The sequence below is a fragment of the Klenkia soli genome (genome assembly GCF_900103975.1).
In the GTDB taxonomy this organism is placed as follows: Bacteria; Actinomycetota; Actinomycetes; order Mycobacteriales; family Geodermatophilaceae; genus Klenkia; species Klenkia soli.
Genome location: NZ_FNIR01000004.1, coordinates 95,095 through 111,434 on the forward strand (window position 1 = coordinate 95,095; position 16,340 = coordinate 111,434).

The 16,340-nt window shown below is 73.6% G+C and carries 12 protein-coding genes, 2 tRNA genes and 1 pseudogene; 7 read left to right on the forward strand and 8 right to left on the reverse strand.

Translation table 11 applies throughout. The features are described from left to right. Nucleotides 1-90: 90 nt before the first annotated feature. Together BLS67_RS07240 and BLS67_RS07245 are read right to left on the reverse strand one after the other, a co-directional pair. Entirely contained in the window at nt 91-1,413 is a 1,323-nt protein-coding gene (locus tag BLS67_RS07240) for an ABC1 kinase family protein (protein ID WP_091242290.1), read from the reverse strand. Further along, nucleotides 1,410-2,546 (reverse strand): ThiF family adenylyltransferase, encoded by a 1,137-nt coding sequence (locus tag BLS67_RS07245; protein WP_091242292.1) that lies wholly within the window; start codon nt 2,544-2,546, stop codon nt 1,410-1,412. Before BLS67_RS07245 ends, BLS67_RS07240 begins: the two co-directional genes overlap by 4 nt. A 269-nt stretch (nt 2,547-2,815) precedes the next feature. Between BLS67_RS07245 and BLS67_RS07250 the strand changes: the two genes are divergently transcribed. Next, a complete protein-coding gene (locus BLS67_RS07250; RefSeq protein WP_242653887.1) occupies nt 2,816-3,379 on the forward strand; it encodes a M48 metallopeptidase family protein in 564 nt (187 codons plus the stop codon). Here the strand turns inward: BLS67_RS07250 and BLS67_RS07255 are convergent, their stop codons facing one another. Next, nucleotides 3,380-4,810 carry a zinc-dependent metalloprotease gene (locus BLS67_RS07255; protein ID WP_091242296.1) on the reverse strand — a complete coding sequence of 477 codons (1,431 nt, stop codon included), beginning with the start codon at nt 4,808-4,810 and terminating at the stop codon, nt 3,380-3,382. Nucleotides 4,811-4,918: 108 nt separating this feature from the next. Here BLS67_RS07255 and BLS67_RS07260 point away from each other — a divergent pair, with 108 nt between their 5' ends. From BLS67_RS07260 to BLS67_RS24365, 5 genes are all read left to right on the forward strand, one after another. Further along, nucleotides 4,919-5,953, forward strand: coding sequence for a YlbL family protein (locus tag BLS67_RS07260; protein WP_207500393.1), 1,035 nt, complete (start codon nt 4,919-4,921; stop codon nt 5,951-5,953). Between the two features lie 219 nt (nt 5,954-6,172). Then, nucleotides 6,173-9,154, forward strand: coding sequence for a UPF0182 family membrane protein (locus BLS67_RS07265; protein ID WP_242653933.1), 2,982 nt, complete (start codon nt 6,173-6,175; stop codon nt 9,152-9,154). A 47-nt stretch (nt 9,155-9,201) separates the two neighbouring features. After that, nucleotides 9,202-9,278: transfer RNA gene (locus BLS67_RS07270), tRNA-Met, on the forward strand. Between the two features lie 162 nt (nt 9,279-9,440). After that, nucleotides 9,441-9,517 (forward strand) — tRNA-Met (locus BLS67_RS07275). Nucleotides 9,518-9,607: 90 nt separating this feature from the next. Further along, nucleotides 9,608-10,261: a DsbA family protein gene (locus BLS67_RS24365; protein WP_341350142.1), complete on the forward strand. Its 654-nt coding sequence runs from the start codon at nt 9,608-9,610 to the stop codon at nt 10,259-10,261. A 24-nt stretch (nt 10,262-10,285) separates the two neighbouring features. On the opposite strand, the pseudogene nhaA reads toward BLS67_RS24365, so the two are convergent. The 5 genes and pseudogenes from nhaA to BLS67_RS07305 all read right to left on the reverse strand — a co-directional run. Beyond that, a pseudogene (gene nhaA / locus BLS67_RS07285) lies at nt 10,286-11,506 on the reverse strand (Na+/H+ antiporter NhaA); the annotation flags it as partial. A gap of 48 nt (nt 11,507-11,554) precedes the next feature. Then, entirely contained in the window at nt 11,555-12,049 is a 495-nt protein-coding gene (locus BLS67_RS07290; RefSeq protein WP_091242309.1) for a VOC family protein, read from the reverse strand. Between the two features lie 102 nt (nt 12,050-12,151). Next, nucleotides 12,152-12,643, reverse strand: a complete 492-nt coding sequence (locus BLS67_RS07295) for a hypothetical protein (protein WP_091242312.1) — start codon at nt 12,641-12,643, stop codon at nt 12,152-12,154. A 274-nt stretch (nt 12,644-12,917) separates the two neighbouring features. Beyond that, nucleotides 12,918-14,066, reverse strand: a complete 1,149-nt coding sequence (locus tag BLS67_RS07300) for a cystathionine gamma-synthase (protein WP_091242316.1) — start codon at nt 14,064-14,066, stop codon at nt 12,918-12,920. Then, on the reverse strand, nt 14,063-15,463 hold the full coding sequence (locus BLS67_RS07305; protein ID WP_091242319.1) for a cystathionine beta-synthase: 1,401 nt from the start codon (nt 15,461-15,463) through the stop codon (nt 14,063-14,065). The genes BLS67_RS07300 and BLS67_RS07305 overlap by 4 nt, the downstream gene beginning before the upstream one ends. 98 nt (nt 15,464-15,561) lie before the next feature. Here BLS67_RS07305 and BLS67_RS07310 point away from each other — a divergent pair, with 98 nt between their 5' ends. Next, nucleotides 15,562-16,335: an aldo/keto reductase gene (locus tag BLS67_RS07310; protein WP_091243047.1), complete on the forward strand. Its 774-nt coding sequence runs from the start codon at nt 15,562-15,564 to the stop codon at nt 16,333-16,335. The last annotated feature ends 5 nt before the right edge of the window (nt 16,336-16,340 follow it).

Here is a 16,340-nt window from a genome sequence, read left to right on the forward strand (position 1 = left end):
TCACCGAGGGGCCACCCTCACCACCGTTCGTGTGGTCGGCGACCCGGTGATCAGGTCACCTGATCACCGTGGAGCAGACGGCGGGGGGAGCTACTCGGCGAAGCCGGGCAACCAGGTGGTGATGACCGAGCGGAAGTCGGCCTCGGCATCCAGCTGGCAGAGCACCCCGATGGACCCGATCGTCACCCGGTGGATGAGCAGGTAGGCCGGCGGCAGGTTGAGCTGGCGGCCCAGCCGGCTGGCCTCGCTGCGCGGGTCGCCGACCCGGGTGGCCTGCTCCTGCATCCAGGCGCGGCTGAAGTGGAACCGGTCGGTGGCCACGGGGGCCAGCAGCGGGAGCAGGTAGTCCAGCACCGCCTGGGCGTCGACCTCGACGGACTCCCTGACGAAGCCCTCGGCGCGCAGGTCGGCCAGCACGTCGTCGGCCCGGCCCGCGAGCGCCCAGCGGACCAGACGGCCGATGGGCTCGGGGTAGCCACCGGGCAGCCGCGCGACGGCGCCGAAGTCGATGACGCCCAGCCGACCGTCGGGCAGCAGCCGGAAGTTCCCGGGGTGCGGGTCGGCGTGCAGCAACCCGGCCCGCCGGGGCCCGGAGAAGTGCAACGTGGACATCAGCAACCCCGCGCGGTCGCGCTGCTCCCGGGTGCCGTCGGTGATGATGCGGGCGAGCGGTGTGCCCTCCATCCACTCGGACACGATCACCTTGGGCGCGCTGGCCACGATCCGGGGGACGGCGATGTCCGGGTCGCCGGCGTAGGCGGCGGCGAAGGCCCGCTGCGAGTCGGCCTCCATGGCGTAGTCGAGCTCCTCGGCGACCCGGGCCTTCAGCTCGGTGATCAACGGCTTGACGTCCATGCCGGGGAAGAGGACGGCGAACATGCGGGCGAAGCGGGCGAGCTGGTTCAGGTCGGCCATCAGGGCCGGACCCGCGCCCGGGTACTGGATCTTGACGGCGACGTCGCGGCCGTCGCGCCAGACCGCACGGTGCACCTGGCCGATGCTGGCCGCGGCCGCCGGCTCGTCGTCGAAGGAGGAGAACCGGGTGCGCCAGGTGCCGCCGAGCTGCTGGGCGAGCACCGCGTGCACGGTGCGCACCGGCATGGGCGGCGCTTCCTCCTGCAGCTTGACCAGCGCCTCGCGGTAGGGCGCGGCCAGCTCCTCGGGGACGGCGGCCTCGAACACCGACAACGTCTGGCCCAGCTTCATGGCGCCGCCCTTGAGCTGCCCCAGGACGGCGAACAGCTGCTCGGCGGTGCGCTGCTGCAGGTCTGCCGACACCTGCTCGGCGGACTGGCCGGACAGCCGGCGTCCGATGCCCAGCGTGGCACGGCCGGCGACCCCCAGCGGGAGCGACGCCAGCTTGGCCGTGCGCGACACGCTTCCGCGTGGGATGTCCCGCCCGCTGTCCGTCACGCCCCCCAGTGTCCCTGTTCGCGCCCACCCGCGCCGGGACGGCCCTCCGCCGCGGCCGCACCGGCACGGCAGGCGCAGGCCGGGTGCGCCGGCCACGGGCGCCGACGGGGCAGCAGGTCGGGGGACCGCAGCTCCAGCGTGGCGTCGAGGGCGACGGGGGCCGCCGTCCCGTCGAGGTGGCCCAGGGCCTGGGTGAGCGCCGTGACCGCGGTCGCCAGGGACACCCCGGTGCCCCCGGTGACCGGTCCGACGGGCGGGCCGGTGCGGGCGGTGGGCGGCTCCCGGAGCTGGCTGGCCAGCGCAGGCCACTCGGGTGCCGTGTCGGTGCGGGTGACCTCCGCGCAGCGCAGGCACCCGGTGCGGCCCGGCACGACGAGCGGACCGACGACGCCGACCTCGCCGCGCACGGTGGCCACCAGGTGCGGGACCCGGGCGCTCTGCAGCCCGGCGAGCAACGGGTCGACCGCGGCCCAGGGCCGGGTCAGGACGAGGAGGTCCGGCGCGGTGCCCGGGGGCAACGGCCGGAGGTCGACGTCGGGGGCGGCCCGACGGACCGCGTCGGCCGCGGCCAGGGTGCGCGGGCGACCCTCGTCGGCGGCGGACAGCCCACCGACGACCGTGTCGGCCGCGCCCACGGTGCCGCGGTCGCGGACGTGCACCCGGCCGACCCCGCTGGCGGCGAGCATCGACGCGAGCGGGACCCCCACCCGGGTGGCCCCGTCGACGACCACCGAGGAGCCCGAGCGCCGGCCCCAGGTGCCGGGACGGCCGTCCCCGAGGGCGGCCGGCAGCTCGACCTCGGTGCGGGCGCGGGCGGCCGGGGTGTGCGCGGCGGCCAGCAGGTCGGTGGAGGAGACGTCCACCAGCCGCCCGCATGCGCGCAGCGCCGCGAGCACGTCGGCCACCACGGCACGGTCGAGCCCGGCGGCGACGCCCTCCGCCACCACGGCCGCCGTCGGCCGGTTGCCGTCCAGCCCGCGCAGCAGGACGGCCAGCGCCCGTGACGAGTCGGCCGGGAGCGGTCCGACCCGCAGTCCCGGGTCGCCGTCCGCCCCGCCGATCTGCAGGGTCCCCGGGGCGAGCCGGAGGACCGGGACGGCCCGGGGCAGGAACGGGCGGTGGCTGTCGGTCACGGAGCGAGGGTGGCAGTCGGGACGCCGGGGCCCGCCGGTCCACCCACACCCTGTGGACAAGGTTGTGGAGCACGTGGGGAGGGCTCGGCGTGGCGCTGTGCACGGCCGGGGGACGGAGAGCGGACGGCGCGGGCCGCAGCGGTCCTCGGGCCCGGTCGGGGGCGGGCGTGGCTGTGGATGCGCGCCGGTGTCCACCGACGGTGTGCACCTGCACCCGACCGGGTGTCGGCGGGGTGGGCGCACGGCCCGCTGGTGGTTACGGTGCGTGCGTGCAGCACCAGCCCCCGCCCCGACCCGGTTCGAGCGACCCCGCGGCCGGCGGCCCGGGCCCGGTCGAGGTGCGGCGCAGCGCGCGGCGCCGGCGCACCGTGACCGCCTACCGGCAGGACGGCCGCACGGTCGTGCTCATCCCGGCCTCGTTCAGCCGCTCGGAGGAACGGTCCTGGGTCGATCGCATGGTCGCCAAGCTCGAGACCCGCGAGGACCGCGGGCGGCGCACCCTGGGCAGCGACGACGAGCTGATGGCGCGCGCCCGCGGGTTGTCCGAGTCCTACCTGGGCGGGGTGCTGCCGGCCAGCGTCCGCTGGGTCGACAACCAGAACCGCCGGTGGGGCTCCTGCACCCCGGCCGACCGCACCATCCGGTTGTCCAGCCGGCTGCGGGACATGCCCGAGTACGTCGTGGACTACGTGCTGGTGCACGAGCTGGCGCACCTGCTGGAACCGGCCCACGACGCCGCGTTCTGGGCGCTGGTGGGCCGGTTCCCCCGCGCCGAGCGGGCGCTGGGCTACCTCGAGGGCGTCGAGGCGCGCACCGGCACCGCGGCGGGCTGATCAGGCCGGGGTCGGGGTGTCGCCGTCGTCCCGGGTCCCGGTGGTGCCGGTGTCGTCGTCCCCGGTGCTGGTGTCGAGGTCCAGCCCGGCGGTGAGCCGGTCGAACTCGTCCTGCTCGGCGGCGGTGTCGGCGGCCGACCTCCGGCCCTGCCGGCCGACGAAGTCCAGCGGCTCGTCGAGGTCCTCGGCCGAGGGCAGCAGGTCGGGGTGCGCCCACAGCGCGTCGCGGGCCTCGGTGCCGTGCTGGGCGGCCATCGCGGCCCACACGTTCGCGGCGTCGCGGAGGCGACGGGGCCGCAGCTGCAGCCCGACCAGCGTGGCGAAGGTCTGCTCGGCGGGACCCCCCGAGGCGCGCCGACGGCGCATCGTCTCGGCGAGGGCGCCGTACCCGGGGAGCCGCTGGCCGGCCGCCGCGGCCACGACGACGTCGACCCAGCCCTCGACGAGGGCCAGGAGGGTCTCCAGGCGGCGCAGCGCGTTCTTCTGCTCGGGGGTCTCGGCCGGCTCCAGCACCCCGCTGCCCAGCAGCTGCTGGAGCTTCTCGGGGTCCTGCGGGTCGAAGCCGCCGTCCATGCCGCCCATGGCGTCCTCGAGGCCGCGCTGGATGGCGTCGGCGTCGACGTGGATGCCTCGGGCGTAGGCGTGCACGGCGTCGGCGAGCTGCTGGCGCAACCACGGCACGTGGGCGAACAACCGCTGGTGCGCCGCCTCGCGCAGCGCCAGGAACAACCGCACCTCCTCCTCGGGGCGGTCCAGCCCCTCGCGGAAGGCGTCGATGTTCTGCGGCACCAGCGCGGCGGTGCCGGCAGGGGTGAGCGGGAGACCGACGTCGGTGCTGGTGACGACCTCGTCGGCGAGCTTGCCCAGCGCCTGGCCGACCTGGGCGCCGAACATGACCCCGCCCATCTGGCCCATGACGCCCGACAGCGGGCCGGCCATCGCGGCGGCCTCGGCCGGCAGGGCGGAGGTCATCGCGGCGACGACGCGCTCGGCGAGGGGGTCGATGAGGGCGCCCCACGCGGGCAGCGTCTGCTCCAGCCACTCGACCCGCGACCAGGCCAGGGTGCGCTCGACGCCCGAGGGCAGGTCGGTGGCCTGGTCCAGCCAGAGGTCAGCCAGCCGGATCGCCTCGGTGACCTCGCTCCGCTCGGCGGCCGAGGTGGGCTGGTGGCCGGCGGCGAGCTGGCTGATCGCCCCCTGCCGGGCGAGGTCCCAGTTGACCGGCCCGCCGGACCAGGTCATGAGCTTCTGCAGCTCGGCGAACAGCGGCATCTTGCCCAGCAGCTCCTCGGGCGACCCGCCACCGGCCCCGCCGAACAGCGCCCCGAAGCCGAAGGGGTCGGCGGGGTTGCCGCCGCCGCCGGGACCGTTCTGGTCGCGCCGCTCCGGGTCGCGGTCGGAGGGGCCGAATCCGAAGGGCACGTCGCTCATGTCTCCACGGTAGCCGCGCAGATGGGGTCCGCGACCACGCTCTGGGCGAACACCCAGGCGGGTGACCAGCACGGGTCCACCCGGCGCGGTCACCTACTGTCGGCCCCCGTGAGCCGTCGTGTGACCGTCCTCGTCGCGGGTGTCGTGCTGCTGCTGGGGTTCGGCCTCGTCGGCACGCTGGTGCCGGTGCCCTACGTCGCCCAGGTGCCGGGACCCACCTACAACACCCTCGGCGACCTCGACGGCGACCCGATCATCACCGTCGACGGGCGCGCGCGCAACGACGTCAGCGGCAACCTGAACCTGACCACGGTCGGCGTGCCGCAGCGCCCGCTCACCCTGGTCGGGGCGGTGCAGGGCTGGTTCGACGACGAGGTGTCGGTGGTGCCCCGCGACACGGTCTACCCGCCGGACCAGTCGGTGGAGGAGACCCAGCAGCAGAACCGGCAGGCGTTCCTCACCTCCGAGCAGTCGGCCAACGCCGCCGCGCTGGGCGAGCTGGGCTACCCGGAGAAGGTCGTCGTCCAGTCGGTCGGCGACGACTCGCCGTCGGCCGGGGAGCTGGAGGCCGGCGACGCGATCGAGGCCGTCGACGGCACGCCGACCCCCGACACCGACGCGCTGGACGCCGCGCTGACCGCGATCCCCTCCGGCAGCACGGTGACCGTGGACTACACGCGGCAGGGCCGGGCGGGGTCGGCCTCGATCACCACGGGGTCCGACGACAGCCGCTCGGGCTCGTTCCTGGGGGTCGGCGTGCTGCAGACCCCGTCCGCCCCGTTCACCGTGTCGATCAGGGTCGACGACGTCGGTGGACCCTCGGCCGGCCTGATGCTGACCCTGGGCATCATCGACCTGGTCGGCGACACCGACCTCACCGACGGTGCGGTCATCGCCGGCACCGGCACGATCGACGCCGACGGCACGGTCGGCCCGATCGGCGGCATCCCGCTGAAGATGATCGCCGCCCGGGACATCGACGCCCAGCTCTTCCTGGTCCCGGCCGACAACTGCGCCGAGGCCCTGGCGAACGCGCAGCCCGGTCTGCCGATGGCGCGCGTGGCCACCCTGGAGGACGCGCTGACCGCGCTGCAGACCTTCCGGGACGGCGGCACGCCCACCCCCTGCACCGACGGCGACTGACCGCTCGCGACCGCCCGCTCAGGTGGGCGTGGTCTGCTTGTCGGTGACCGGGAACCCGGGGGCGTCCGCGGCAGTTGAGCAGTCGTCCCCAGCCTCCGGTCAGGCTGCCCGCCGCACCTGTCGTGCGGCTGTCGGTCACCGGTCGGGCAGCTGTGATCCCCGGCGGTCGCCGCAGCAGGACGACGAACTCGAGCAACTGAAGGAGACCGCCCCGTGACCATGCGGCCACCCGTGCCGGTGCCGACCCTGTCCCGGCGCGCCAAGCTGGTCATCGGCGTCATCGCCGTGCTGCTGGTGCTGTTCACCGTGATCGGCACCCTGACCAACGTCTACGTCGACTACCTGTGGTTCGGCTCCACGGGGTTCACCGAGGTGTTCTGGACCGAGCTCCAGACCCGGGCGCTGCTGTTCGCCGTGGCCGGGGTGGCCACCGGCGGGCTGGTGGCGCTGGCGGTGTACCTGGCCTACCGGTTCCGGCCCACGTTCCGGCCGATGAGCCTGGAGCAGCAGAACCTCGAGCGGTACCGCCAGTCGATCGAGCCCCGCCGCACCCTGGTGCTGGTCGCGCTGGCCGTCGTCCTCGGGTTGTTCGCCGGGTTCACCGCGCAGGGCAGCTGGGAGACCTGGCTGACCTTCCGCAACGCCACGCCGTTCGGCACCGTCGACCCCCAGTTCGGGCTGGACAACGGGTTCTTCGTCTTCGACCTGCCCTTCTACCGCCTGGCGCTGGGCTTCGCGTTCGCCATCGCGATCCTGGCGCTGATCGGCTCCCTGCTGACCCACTACGTCTTCGGGGGGCTGCGGCTGCAGACCCCCGGGCAGAAGCTCTCGGGCGCGGCCCGGGTGCAGCTCTCGGTGCTGCTGGGCATCTTCGTCGCCCTCAAGGCCGTGGCCTACTGGCTGGACCGCTACAGCACGGTCTACTCCGACCGCGGCGGGGTGTTCACCGGCGCCAGCTACACCGACGTCAACGCCCTGCTGCCGGCCAAGACGATCCTGGTGTTCGTCGCCGCCATCTGCGCCGTGGCGTTCTTCGCCAACATCGTGGTGCGCAACTTCGCGCTGCCGGCGGCGTCCCTGGTGCTGCTCATGCTGTCCTCCCTGGTCATCGGGGTGGCCTACCCGGCGATCGTGCAGCAGTTCGTGGTGCGCCCGACCCCGGACGAGCGGGAGGCGGCCTACATCTCGCGGGCGATCGACGCCACCCGTGAGGCCTACGACATCAGCGGCGTCGACTACGTCAACTACACCCAGAACCAGACCACCGACACCGCCACCAGCGCCGATGCCCAGGCCGCGGCCGCCGAGCTGGCCGGGTCGCCCACGGTGGACAACATCCGGCTGCTGGACCCGAACGTGCTCGCGCCGACGTTCACCGCCCTCCAGCAGATCCGCAACGTCTACGGGTTCCCCGAGCGGCTGGACGTCGACCGGTACACCGTCGACGGCGTCACCCAGGACTACGTGGTGGCCGCGCGCGAGCTCGACCAGTCCAACCTGTCGGACAACCAGAGCAGCTGGATCAACCGGCACACCGTCTACACCCACGGCAACGGGTTCGTCGCCGCACCGGCCAACCAGGTGAAGACCGGCTCCAGCGACGGCGGCCAGCCGGACTTCAGCGGCGCCAGCGACCTGCCCACGACCGGGACCATCGACGTCGAGCAGGCGCGGATCTACTACGGCGAGCTGCTCAACGACAACGGCACCGACGTCTACTCGGTGGTCGGTGCCGCCGACGGCGAGGCCCCGCGGGAGTTCGACCGCCCCGAGTCCGGCTCCGACGACGGCCAGGTCAACTCGACCTACACCGGGGGTGGCGGCGTCGCGATCGGCAGCTTCTTCCGCCAGCTGACCTTCGCCATCTACTACCGCGAGCGGAACTTCATCCTCTCGGGGGCCGTCAACGACAACTCGCGGGTGCTCTACGTGCGTGACCCGCTGGACCGCGTGGAGAAGGCTGCCCCGTTCCTGACCGTGGACGGCGACCCGTACCCGGCGGTCGTCGACGGCCGGGTCACCTGGATCCTCGACGGCTACACCACCTCCGACGCGTTCCCCTACGCCGAGCAGATGGAGCTGGGCGAGGCCACCACCGACGCGCTCACCGGCACCGGCACCACGGCGCTGCCCAACGAGACGTTCAACTACGTGCGCAACTCGGTGAAGGCCACGGTCGACGCCGAGACGGGCGCGGTCACGCTCTACGCCTGGGACGACGAGGACCCGGTGCTGGCCACCTACATGGCGGCCTTCCCGGGCATCGTGCAGCCGAAGTCGGACATGTCCGACGACCTGATCAGCCACGTCCGCTACCCGGAGGACCTGTTCAAGCTGCAGCGTGACGTGCTGACCCGCTACCACGTCAGCGACGCCGGCGACTTCTACAACCAGAACGACCGCTGGCAGATCCCGACCGACCCGACCCGGGACACCGACCAGGCCCAGCCGCCGTACTACATCCTCAGCCAGCGGCCGGGCGACACCGGGGCCACCTTCCAGCTGACCAGCGCGCTCAACGCGTTCAACCGGCAGAACCTGTCGGCGTTCATCTCGGCGTCGGCGGACCCGGCGACGTACGGCGAGCTGCAGGTGCTCAGGTTGCCGGGCAACACGCCCTACCAGGGCCCCAGCCAGGTGCAGAACGCGATGACCTCGAACGAGAGCGTGGCGTCGAACCTGAACATCCTGAGACAGGGGAGCACGGTCCAGTTCGGCAACCTGCTCACGCTGCCCATCGGTGACGCCGGTCTGCTGTACGTGGAACCGGTGTACGTGCAGAGCCGGTCGGACAACGGCTTCCCGCTGCTGCAGAAGGTGATCGTCAACTACCAGGGCCGCATCGGGTACGGCGACACCCTGCAGCAGGGGTTGGACCAGGTGTTCGGCTCCGGGGCCGCGACACCGGACACCGGGACGACGCCGGACGACGGCAGCAGCGGCAGCACCAGTCCGCCGACGACCACGGCGCCCTCGACCACGACCGCACCGCCCTCGGGCGGCGGGGACGTGGTGGTGGACTCGGCGACGGCGCAGGCCATCGCCCAGATCCAGCAGGCGCTGCAGGACCTCAGCACGGCGACGCAGGCGGGCAACTTCGCCGACATCGGCGCGGCCCAGCAGGCGCTGGCCGAGGCGACGGCGGCCTTCGAGGCGGCGCAGTCGGCGGCCAGCAGCTCGGCGGCGAGCCCGACCGGCTGACCCCGGTGGGACCAGCCCGACCCGGTGGGTTAGGCTGGTCCTACCGACGCGGGGTGGAGCAGCTCGGTAGCTCGCTGGGCTCATAACCCAGAGGTCGCAGGTTCAAATCCTGCCCCCGCTACCACCACGAAGGCCCGGACTCCTCGGAGTCCGGGCCTTCGTCGCGTCCCGGGCCCCCGGGCGAGCGGCGGCGGTCGTCGGGCGGCGGTCGACACGGGGGCGTGCTCGCCGTCACGGTGCCCCGGCTCGACCCCGCCCACCGGGCCGTGTAACCTTCTAGGAGCGACGCGGGGTGGAGCAGCTCGGTAGCTCGCTGGGCTCATAACCCAGAGGTCACAGGTTCAAATCCTGTCCCCGCTACCACAACGGAAGGCCCGAACTCCTCGGAGTTCGGGCCTTCTGCGTTGTCCGGCCGGGGAACAGGTCCCGGCCGCGCGGGCGTTGCCCTGGTCCATGACCGGTCCGTTCGCCGTCCGTCCCGTCGACCACGTCTACGGTGCGCCGGACGCACCGGTCACCGTGCTCGAGTACGGCGACTACGAGTGCCCGTACTGCGGGGCCGCCGCCCCGGTGCTCAAGGCGCTGGTCGACGGGTCCGACGGCGGCGTCCGACTGGTGTTCCGGCACTGGCCGCTGCCCGACGTGCACCCCTACGCGCTGACCGCGGCGCTGGCTGCCGAGGCCGCCGGCGAGCAGGGTGCGTACTGGGAGATGCACGAACTCCTGTTCGGCAACCAGGACCACCTCGCCGACGCCGACCTGGCCGCCTACGCGACCGGGCTCGGGCTCGACGGCTCCCGGGTCGTCGGGGACGCGGCGCAGCCCTTCGGTGCCAAGGTCGTCGCCGACTTCGAGACCGGCGTGGAGCTCGAGGTGCCGGGGACGCCGACGCTGTTCGTGGACGGCCAGCTCTTCAGCGGCCGTCCGGACCTGGCCTCGCTGCGCCGGGCGATCGGCGCCGCCGCCCAGGGCTCAGCTGCGGACGCCGGGTTCGACCCAGGGGAACGGGGGAAGCGACGGTGGCTCGTCGGACGCCGGCGAGCACAGCGGGAACCGCTCGCCGAGGGTGCGCAGCAGGAGGGTGCCGACCACCGCTGCGGTCAGTGACCCCAGCAGGATCCCGATCTTGGCCTGCTCGCGCAGCAGCTCGTCGTCGAAGGCGAGGTCGGTGATGAACAGCGAGATGGTGAACCCGATGCCGGCCAGGGTCGCCCCGGCCATCAGGTGCGACCAGCGGACCCCGCCGGGCAGCACGCCCCAGCCGGTCCTGAGGGCGACGAACGCACCGGCAGTGATGCCGACGGCGTTGCCCAGGACCAGGGCGACGGCGATGCCCAGGGTGATCGTCGAGGTGGCCGCTGCCCGCAGCGCCTCGGCGTCCAGCACGACCCCGGCGTTGGCCAGGCCGAAGACGGGGACCACCAGGTAGGACGTGTACCGGTGCAGGGACTCCTGCAGCCGGGCGTTGGCCGGCACCGTGGAGGCGACGGCGAGCTTGGTGCTGCGCGCCTTGGCGGCGTCCGGGTCCTCCCGCAGGGCTCGGCCGAACGCCGCCGTCCGCTCGATCTCCCTGCGCGAGGGGGGCCGGGCCGGCAGGACGAGGCCGAGCACCACCCCGGCGAGCGTGGCGTGCACACCGGACTCGTGCACCGCCAGCCACAGCGCGATGCCGGTGAGCACGTAGGGGGTCAGCTTCCAGACGCCGATCCACCGCAGCACCAGCAGGACGACGACCAGGGCACCGGCGACGGCGAGGGCCGGCAGCACGATCTCGTCGGAGTAGAACAGCGCCATCACGCTGATCGCGCCGATGTCGTCGACGATCGCCAGGGTGAGCAGGAACATCCGCAGCCGGTCCGGGCACCGCGGCCCGAACAGCGCCAGCACGCCCAGGACGAACGCGGTGTCGGTGCTCATCACGATGCCCCAGCCCGAGGCCGCCTCGCCGCTGGGGTTGAACGCCAGGTAGACCAGCGCCGGGACGGCGAGACCGCCCAGCGCGCCGAGGGCCGGGGCGGCGACCGCCCGCCGGTCGCGCAGCTCGCCCGTGGCGACCTCGCGGGTGATCTCCAGGCCGACGACGAGGAAGAACAGCGCCATCGCGCCGTCGTTGACCCAGTGCCGCAGGTCCATGGACAGCTCGACGCTGCCGATGCCCAGCGAGGCCGGCGTCGACCAGAACGACTCGTACCCGGCCGCCCACGGCGAGTTCGCCCAGGCCAGGGCCAGCAGCGTGCCCACCAGCAGCAGGGCGGAGCCACCGGCCTCGGTGCCCATGTAGAGCTTCGAGGACGGCGACAGGGTCGGTACCGAGACGCGCAGCGCGGGTCCGGGGCGGGGGGCCTGGGTCATGCGGGTGCCTCCCGGGTGGTTCGGCGGGTCAGCGGGCCAACCCGCAGATCACAGCACGTGTTCCCCGTACATCTCACCCAGCGGGTCGGCGATGAGCTCGATGCGCGCGCCGTCGGGGTCGCGGAAGTACACCGAGACACCGGAGTGGACGACGTGCTCGACCCCGGCCGACGTCAGCTTCTCGACCAGGGCCTCCCAGCGGGCCGGCTCGACGCTGATCGCCACGTGGTGCAACCCGCCGAGCACCTCGGCGTAGGGGCCGACGTCCAGGCCCGGGAAGTCGAAGAACGCCAGCAGGTTGGAGTTGCCGATGTCGAAGAAGAAGTGCGAGCTGCCCGGGTAGTCCCGGTTGTCGATCAGCTCGGTCAGCGGGAAGCCCAGCACGCCCTGGTAGAAGGCGATGGTGGCCTCGACGTCGCTGCTGATGAGCGCGGTGTGGTGCAGTCCGCGCGCGGTCGAGGCCGGGCGCTCGCCGGCCGGGGCCAGGTAGGCGTCGCGCAGACGCCGGCGGGTGGCTTCGACGGCGGCCAGATCGATGGTCATGCGTTCAACCATCCCACCCCGGGTCAAGCCGCGCCTCCCCTTCCCGGTGATCACGGACCTGTGTTCGGGACATGCCTCGTCCCGGTGTCCCGGGGTCCGTGATCACCAGGGAGGTCGGCGGGGAGCCGGCGGGGGAGCGGGGCCGGGCGGAGGTGCCGGACGGCGGCCGGCTCCGGGAGGCCGAGCGCCCGGGCCGCGGTGGACGTCGTGGTCGGTGAGGTGCAGCAGGGCCCAGCGGTGCGCGGTGATCTCGTTGTGCCGCCGCCGGTCCTCGCGCAGCTGCTCGCGGGTCATGTGGGCGTCGAGGCCGTCGTGCTCGCCGGCGACCGGTTCCTCCTCCCACCCGAGGTCGAGGAACCTGGTGCCGACCGGAACCTGGGGCACAGGGGCCGGCAGCCCGCCCTCGATGTACCGCCACCGTGCCCGCGACTCCATCGGGGAGTCCGGGAGGGGGGACGCGTGCGGCAGCACCCGCCGGAGGTAGAGCGTCGTCCGCACGACCTCGCAGGCCGTCCGGGCCGGTGGGGTGCACCAGACCCCGGCGACCAGGACGGCGTCGTAGCGCGGCCGTCGTCCGGCAGGCCACCAGGTCACCGCCCAGCAGCAGGGACGCCGCCCGCACCAGCACGGCCGGGCTCCCGGGCAGGTCGGCGTCGACCAGGACGCCGACCTGGCGGACGACGGTGCGGTAGAAGGCCAGGTGCATGCCGGCACCCTCGGCCAGGGAGACCGGTAGCGGGGCGGTCACGGGCGATCTGTGGACGCCGGATCGGCCTGTGGACAGCCGGCCCCCGACGATCACGGACCCCAGGACACCGTCGGGCGGCGTGTCACGCGCGCAGGTCCGTGATCATCGGGAGGGGTGGGCTCAGGGGCGCAGCATCTGGTCCAGGTCGGCGAGGAGGTCCTCGATCTCCTCGATGCCGACGCTCAGGCGGACCAGGTCGGCCGGCACCTCCAGGGCGCTGCCGGCGACCGAGGCGTGGGTCATGCGGTGCGGGTGCTCGACCAGGGACTCCACGCCGCCCAGCGACTCGGCCAGGGTGAACACCTGCGCCCGCTCGCAGACCGCCAGCGCGGCCTCCTCGCCGCCGCGCAACCGGAACGACAGCATCCCGCCGAAGCCGGACATCTGCCGCGCCGCGACCTCGTGGCCGGGGTGCTCGGGCAGCCCGGGGTACAGGACCGACGACACCGCCGGGTGCTCCACCAGGAACTCGGCGACCCGGCCGGCGTTGGCCTGGTGCCGGTCCATGCGCACGCCCAGGGTCTTGATGCCGCGCAGCACCAGCCAGGCGTCGAAGGGCCCGGCGACGGCACCCATCGCGTTCTGGTGGAAGGCCAGCTGCTCGCCCAGCTCGGCGGTGCCGGCGACCAAGGCGCCGCCGACGACGTCGGAGTGCCCGCCCAGGTACTTCGTCGTCGAGTGGACGACGACGTCGGCGCCCAGGGTCAGCGGCTGCTGCAGGTAGGGCGAGGCGAAGGTGTTGTCCACCGCGAGCAGGGCGCCGTGCTCGTGCGCCAGCTGGGCCAGCGCCGCGATGTCGGCGATGCCCAGCAGCGGGTTGGTCGGGGTCTCGCACCAGACGAGCTTCGTGGTGGGCCGGAACGCGGCCCGCACGGCGTCCAGGTCGCCGAGGTCGACCGGGGTGTGGTCGACCCCCCAGCGCTGCAGGACCTTGCTGATCAGCCGGAACGTGCCGCCGTAGGCGTCGATCGGGATGACCAGGTGGTCACCGGGGTTCAGCACGGTGCGCAGCAGCGCGTCCTCGGCGGCCAGCCCGGAGGCGAACGCCAGCCCGGTGGCGCCCTGCTCCAGGGAGGCCAGCGCCTCCTGCAACGCGGTGCGGGTCGGGTTGGCGCTGCGGCTGTACTCGTAGCCCCCGCGCAGCCCGCCGACGCCGTCCTGCTTGTACGTGCTGGTCAGGTGCAGCGGGACGACGACGGCGCCGGTGGTCGGGTCGGGCTCCTGGCCGGCGTGGATGGCCCGGGTGGAGAAGCCGTGGGAGTCGCTCATGCCTGCACCGTAGGGATCCCCGCGAGGTGACCGAGCACGTCCTGCCGGGTGACCACGCCCGCGGGCTTCCCGTCCTCGTGCACCAGCAGCGCGTCGGCCCCGCCCAGCGCGGCGACCGCGGCGGACACCGGCTCGCCCGAGCCGATGATCGGCAGCGGCGCGCTCATGTGCTTCTCCAGGGTGTCCGACAGCGCCGCGGCGCCGGAGAACAGCGCGTCCAGCAGCGCCTTCTCCTCGACGGACCCGACCACCTCGCCGGCGGTGACCGGCGGCTCGGCGCGGACGACCGGCATCTGCGAGACGCCGTACTCCCGCAGGATGTCGATCGCCTCGCGGACGGTCTCGGTGGGGTGCGTGTGCACCAGGGCGGGCAGGGCGTCGCCGTCGCCGGACTTGGCCCGCAGCAGCTCGCCGACGGTCTCGCCGTCGGCGGCCTCGACGAAGCCGTAGTCGGCCATCCACTCGTCGTCGAAGATCTTCTTGAGGTAGCCGCGGCCGCCGTCGGGCAGCAGCACGACCAGGACGTCGTCCTTGGTCAGCTTCTCGGCGACCCGGAGCGCGGCGACCACGGCCATGCCGCAGGAGCCGCCCACCAGCAGGCCCTCCTCGCGGGCCAGCCGGCGGGTCATCGCGAAGGAGTCGCCGTCGGAGACCGCGACGATCTCGTCGGCGACCGTCTGGTCGTAGGTCGAGGGCCAGAAGTCCTCGCCCACGCCCTCGACCAGGTAGGGCCGCCCGGTGCCGCCGGAGTAGACCGAGCCCTCGGGGTCGGCGCCGATGACCTGCACGCGGCCCTCGGAGGCCTCCTTCAGGTACCGGCCGACGCCGGAGATGGTGCCGCCGGTGCCCGCGCCGGTGACGAAGTGGGTGACCCGGCCCTCGGTCTGCGCCCAGATCTCGGGGCCGGTGGTCTCGTAGTGGCTGCGCGGGTTGTTCGGGTTGGAGTACTGGTCGGGCTTCCAGCCGCCGGGGGTCTCGCGGGCCAGCCGGTCGGAGACCGAGTAGTAGGACCGCGGGTCCGACGGGTCGACCGCGGTGGGGCAGACGACGACCTGCGCGCCGTAGGCACGCAGCGTGTTGACCTTGTCCGCGCTGACCTTGTCGGGGCAGATGAAGATGCAGCTGTATCCGCGCTGCTGCGCCACGATGGCCAGCCCGACGCCGGTGTTGCCGCTGGTCGGCTCCACGATCGTGCCGCCGGGCTGCAGCGCACCGGAGGCCTCGGCGGCGTCGATCATGCGCACGGCGATGCGGTCCTTGACCGATCCGCCCGGGTTCACGTACTCGACCTTCGCCAGCACCAGCGGGGCGTCGGGCCCCAGGTGCTCGGTGACCTTGCGCAACCGGACCAGCGGGGTGTTCCCGATCAGGTCGACGACGGACTCGGCGTACTGCACGGGAGGTCCTCCAGCGTGGGGTGACGATCGGCCGGGGTTGCCGGTCCGTGCCGACGATCCCACGTGTCGGCGACGGCGTGATCGGGCAGGGCGGGTGCATGACGCAACCCACCGCCGCCCTGCCCGGGGGCGGGGCCATGCCCCTGCTCGGCTTCGGCACCTGGCAGATCACCGGCACCGACTGCACCGACGCCGTCCGGGCCGCCCTGGAGGCCGGGTACCGGCACCTGGACACCGCCACCATGTACCGCAACGAGACCGAGGTCGGCCGCGGGCTGGCCGACTCCGGGGTGGCCCGCGACGAGGTCTTCGTGACCACGAAGCTGCCGCCGGAGCGGGCCGACGCGGCGCAGGCCACCCTCGACGCCTCGCTCGCCGCGCTCGGGGTCGACACCGTCGACCTGTGGCTCGTGCACTGGTCCACCGGTGGGGACGACGTCGCGCTGTGGCGGGAGTTCGTCGCCGCCCGGGACGCCGGCCGCGCCCGCGACATCGGGGTCAGCAACTTCTCCCTCGCCCAGCTCGACGAGCTCACCGACGCGACCGGCGTCACCCCGGCGGTCAACCAGGTGCGCTGGGCGCCCTCGCTCTTCGACGCCGAGGTGCTCGAGGGCCACCGGCAGCGCGGCGTCGTGCTCGAGGGCTACAGCCCGTTCAAGAGCACCGACCTCGCCGACCCGGTGCTGGCCGGGATCGCCGACGCGCACGGGGTCACCGCGGCCCAGGTCGTGCTGCGCTGGCACCTGGACCACGGCGTCGTCGTCATCCCGAAGTCGGCCACGCCCGAGCGGATCCGGGCCAACGCCGACGTCCTCGGGTTCGCGCTGACCGACGACGAGCGCGCCCGGGTGGACGGGCTGGCCTCCCGGTGAGCAGG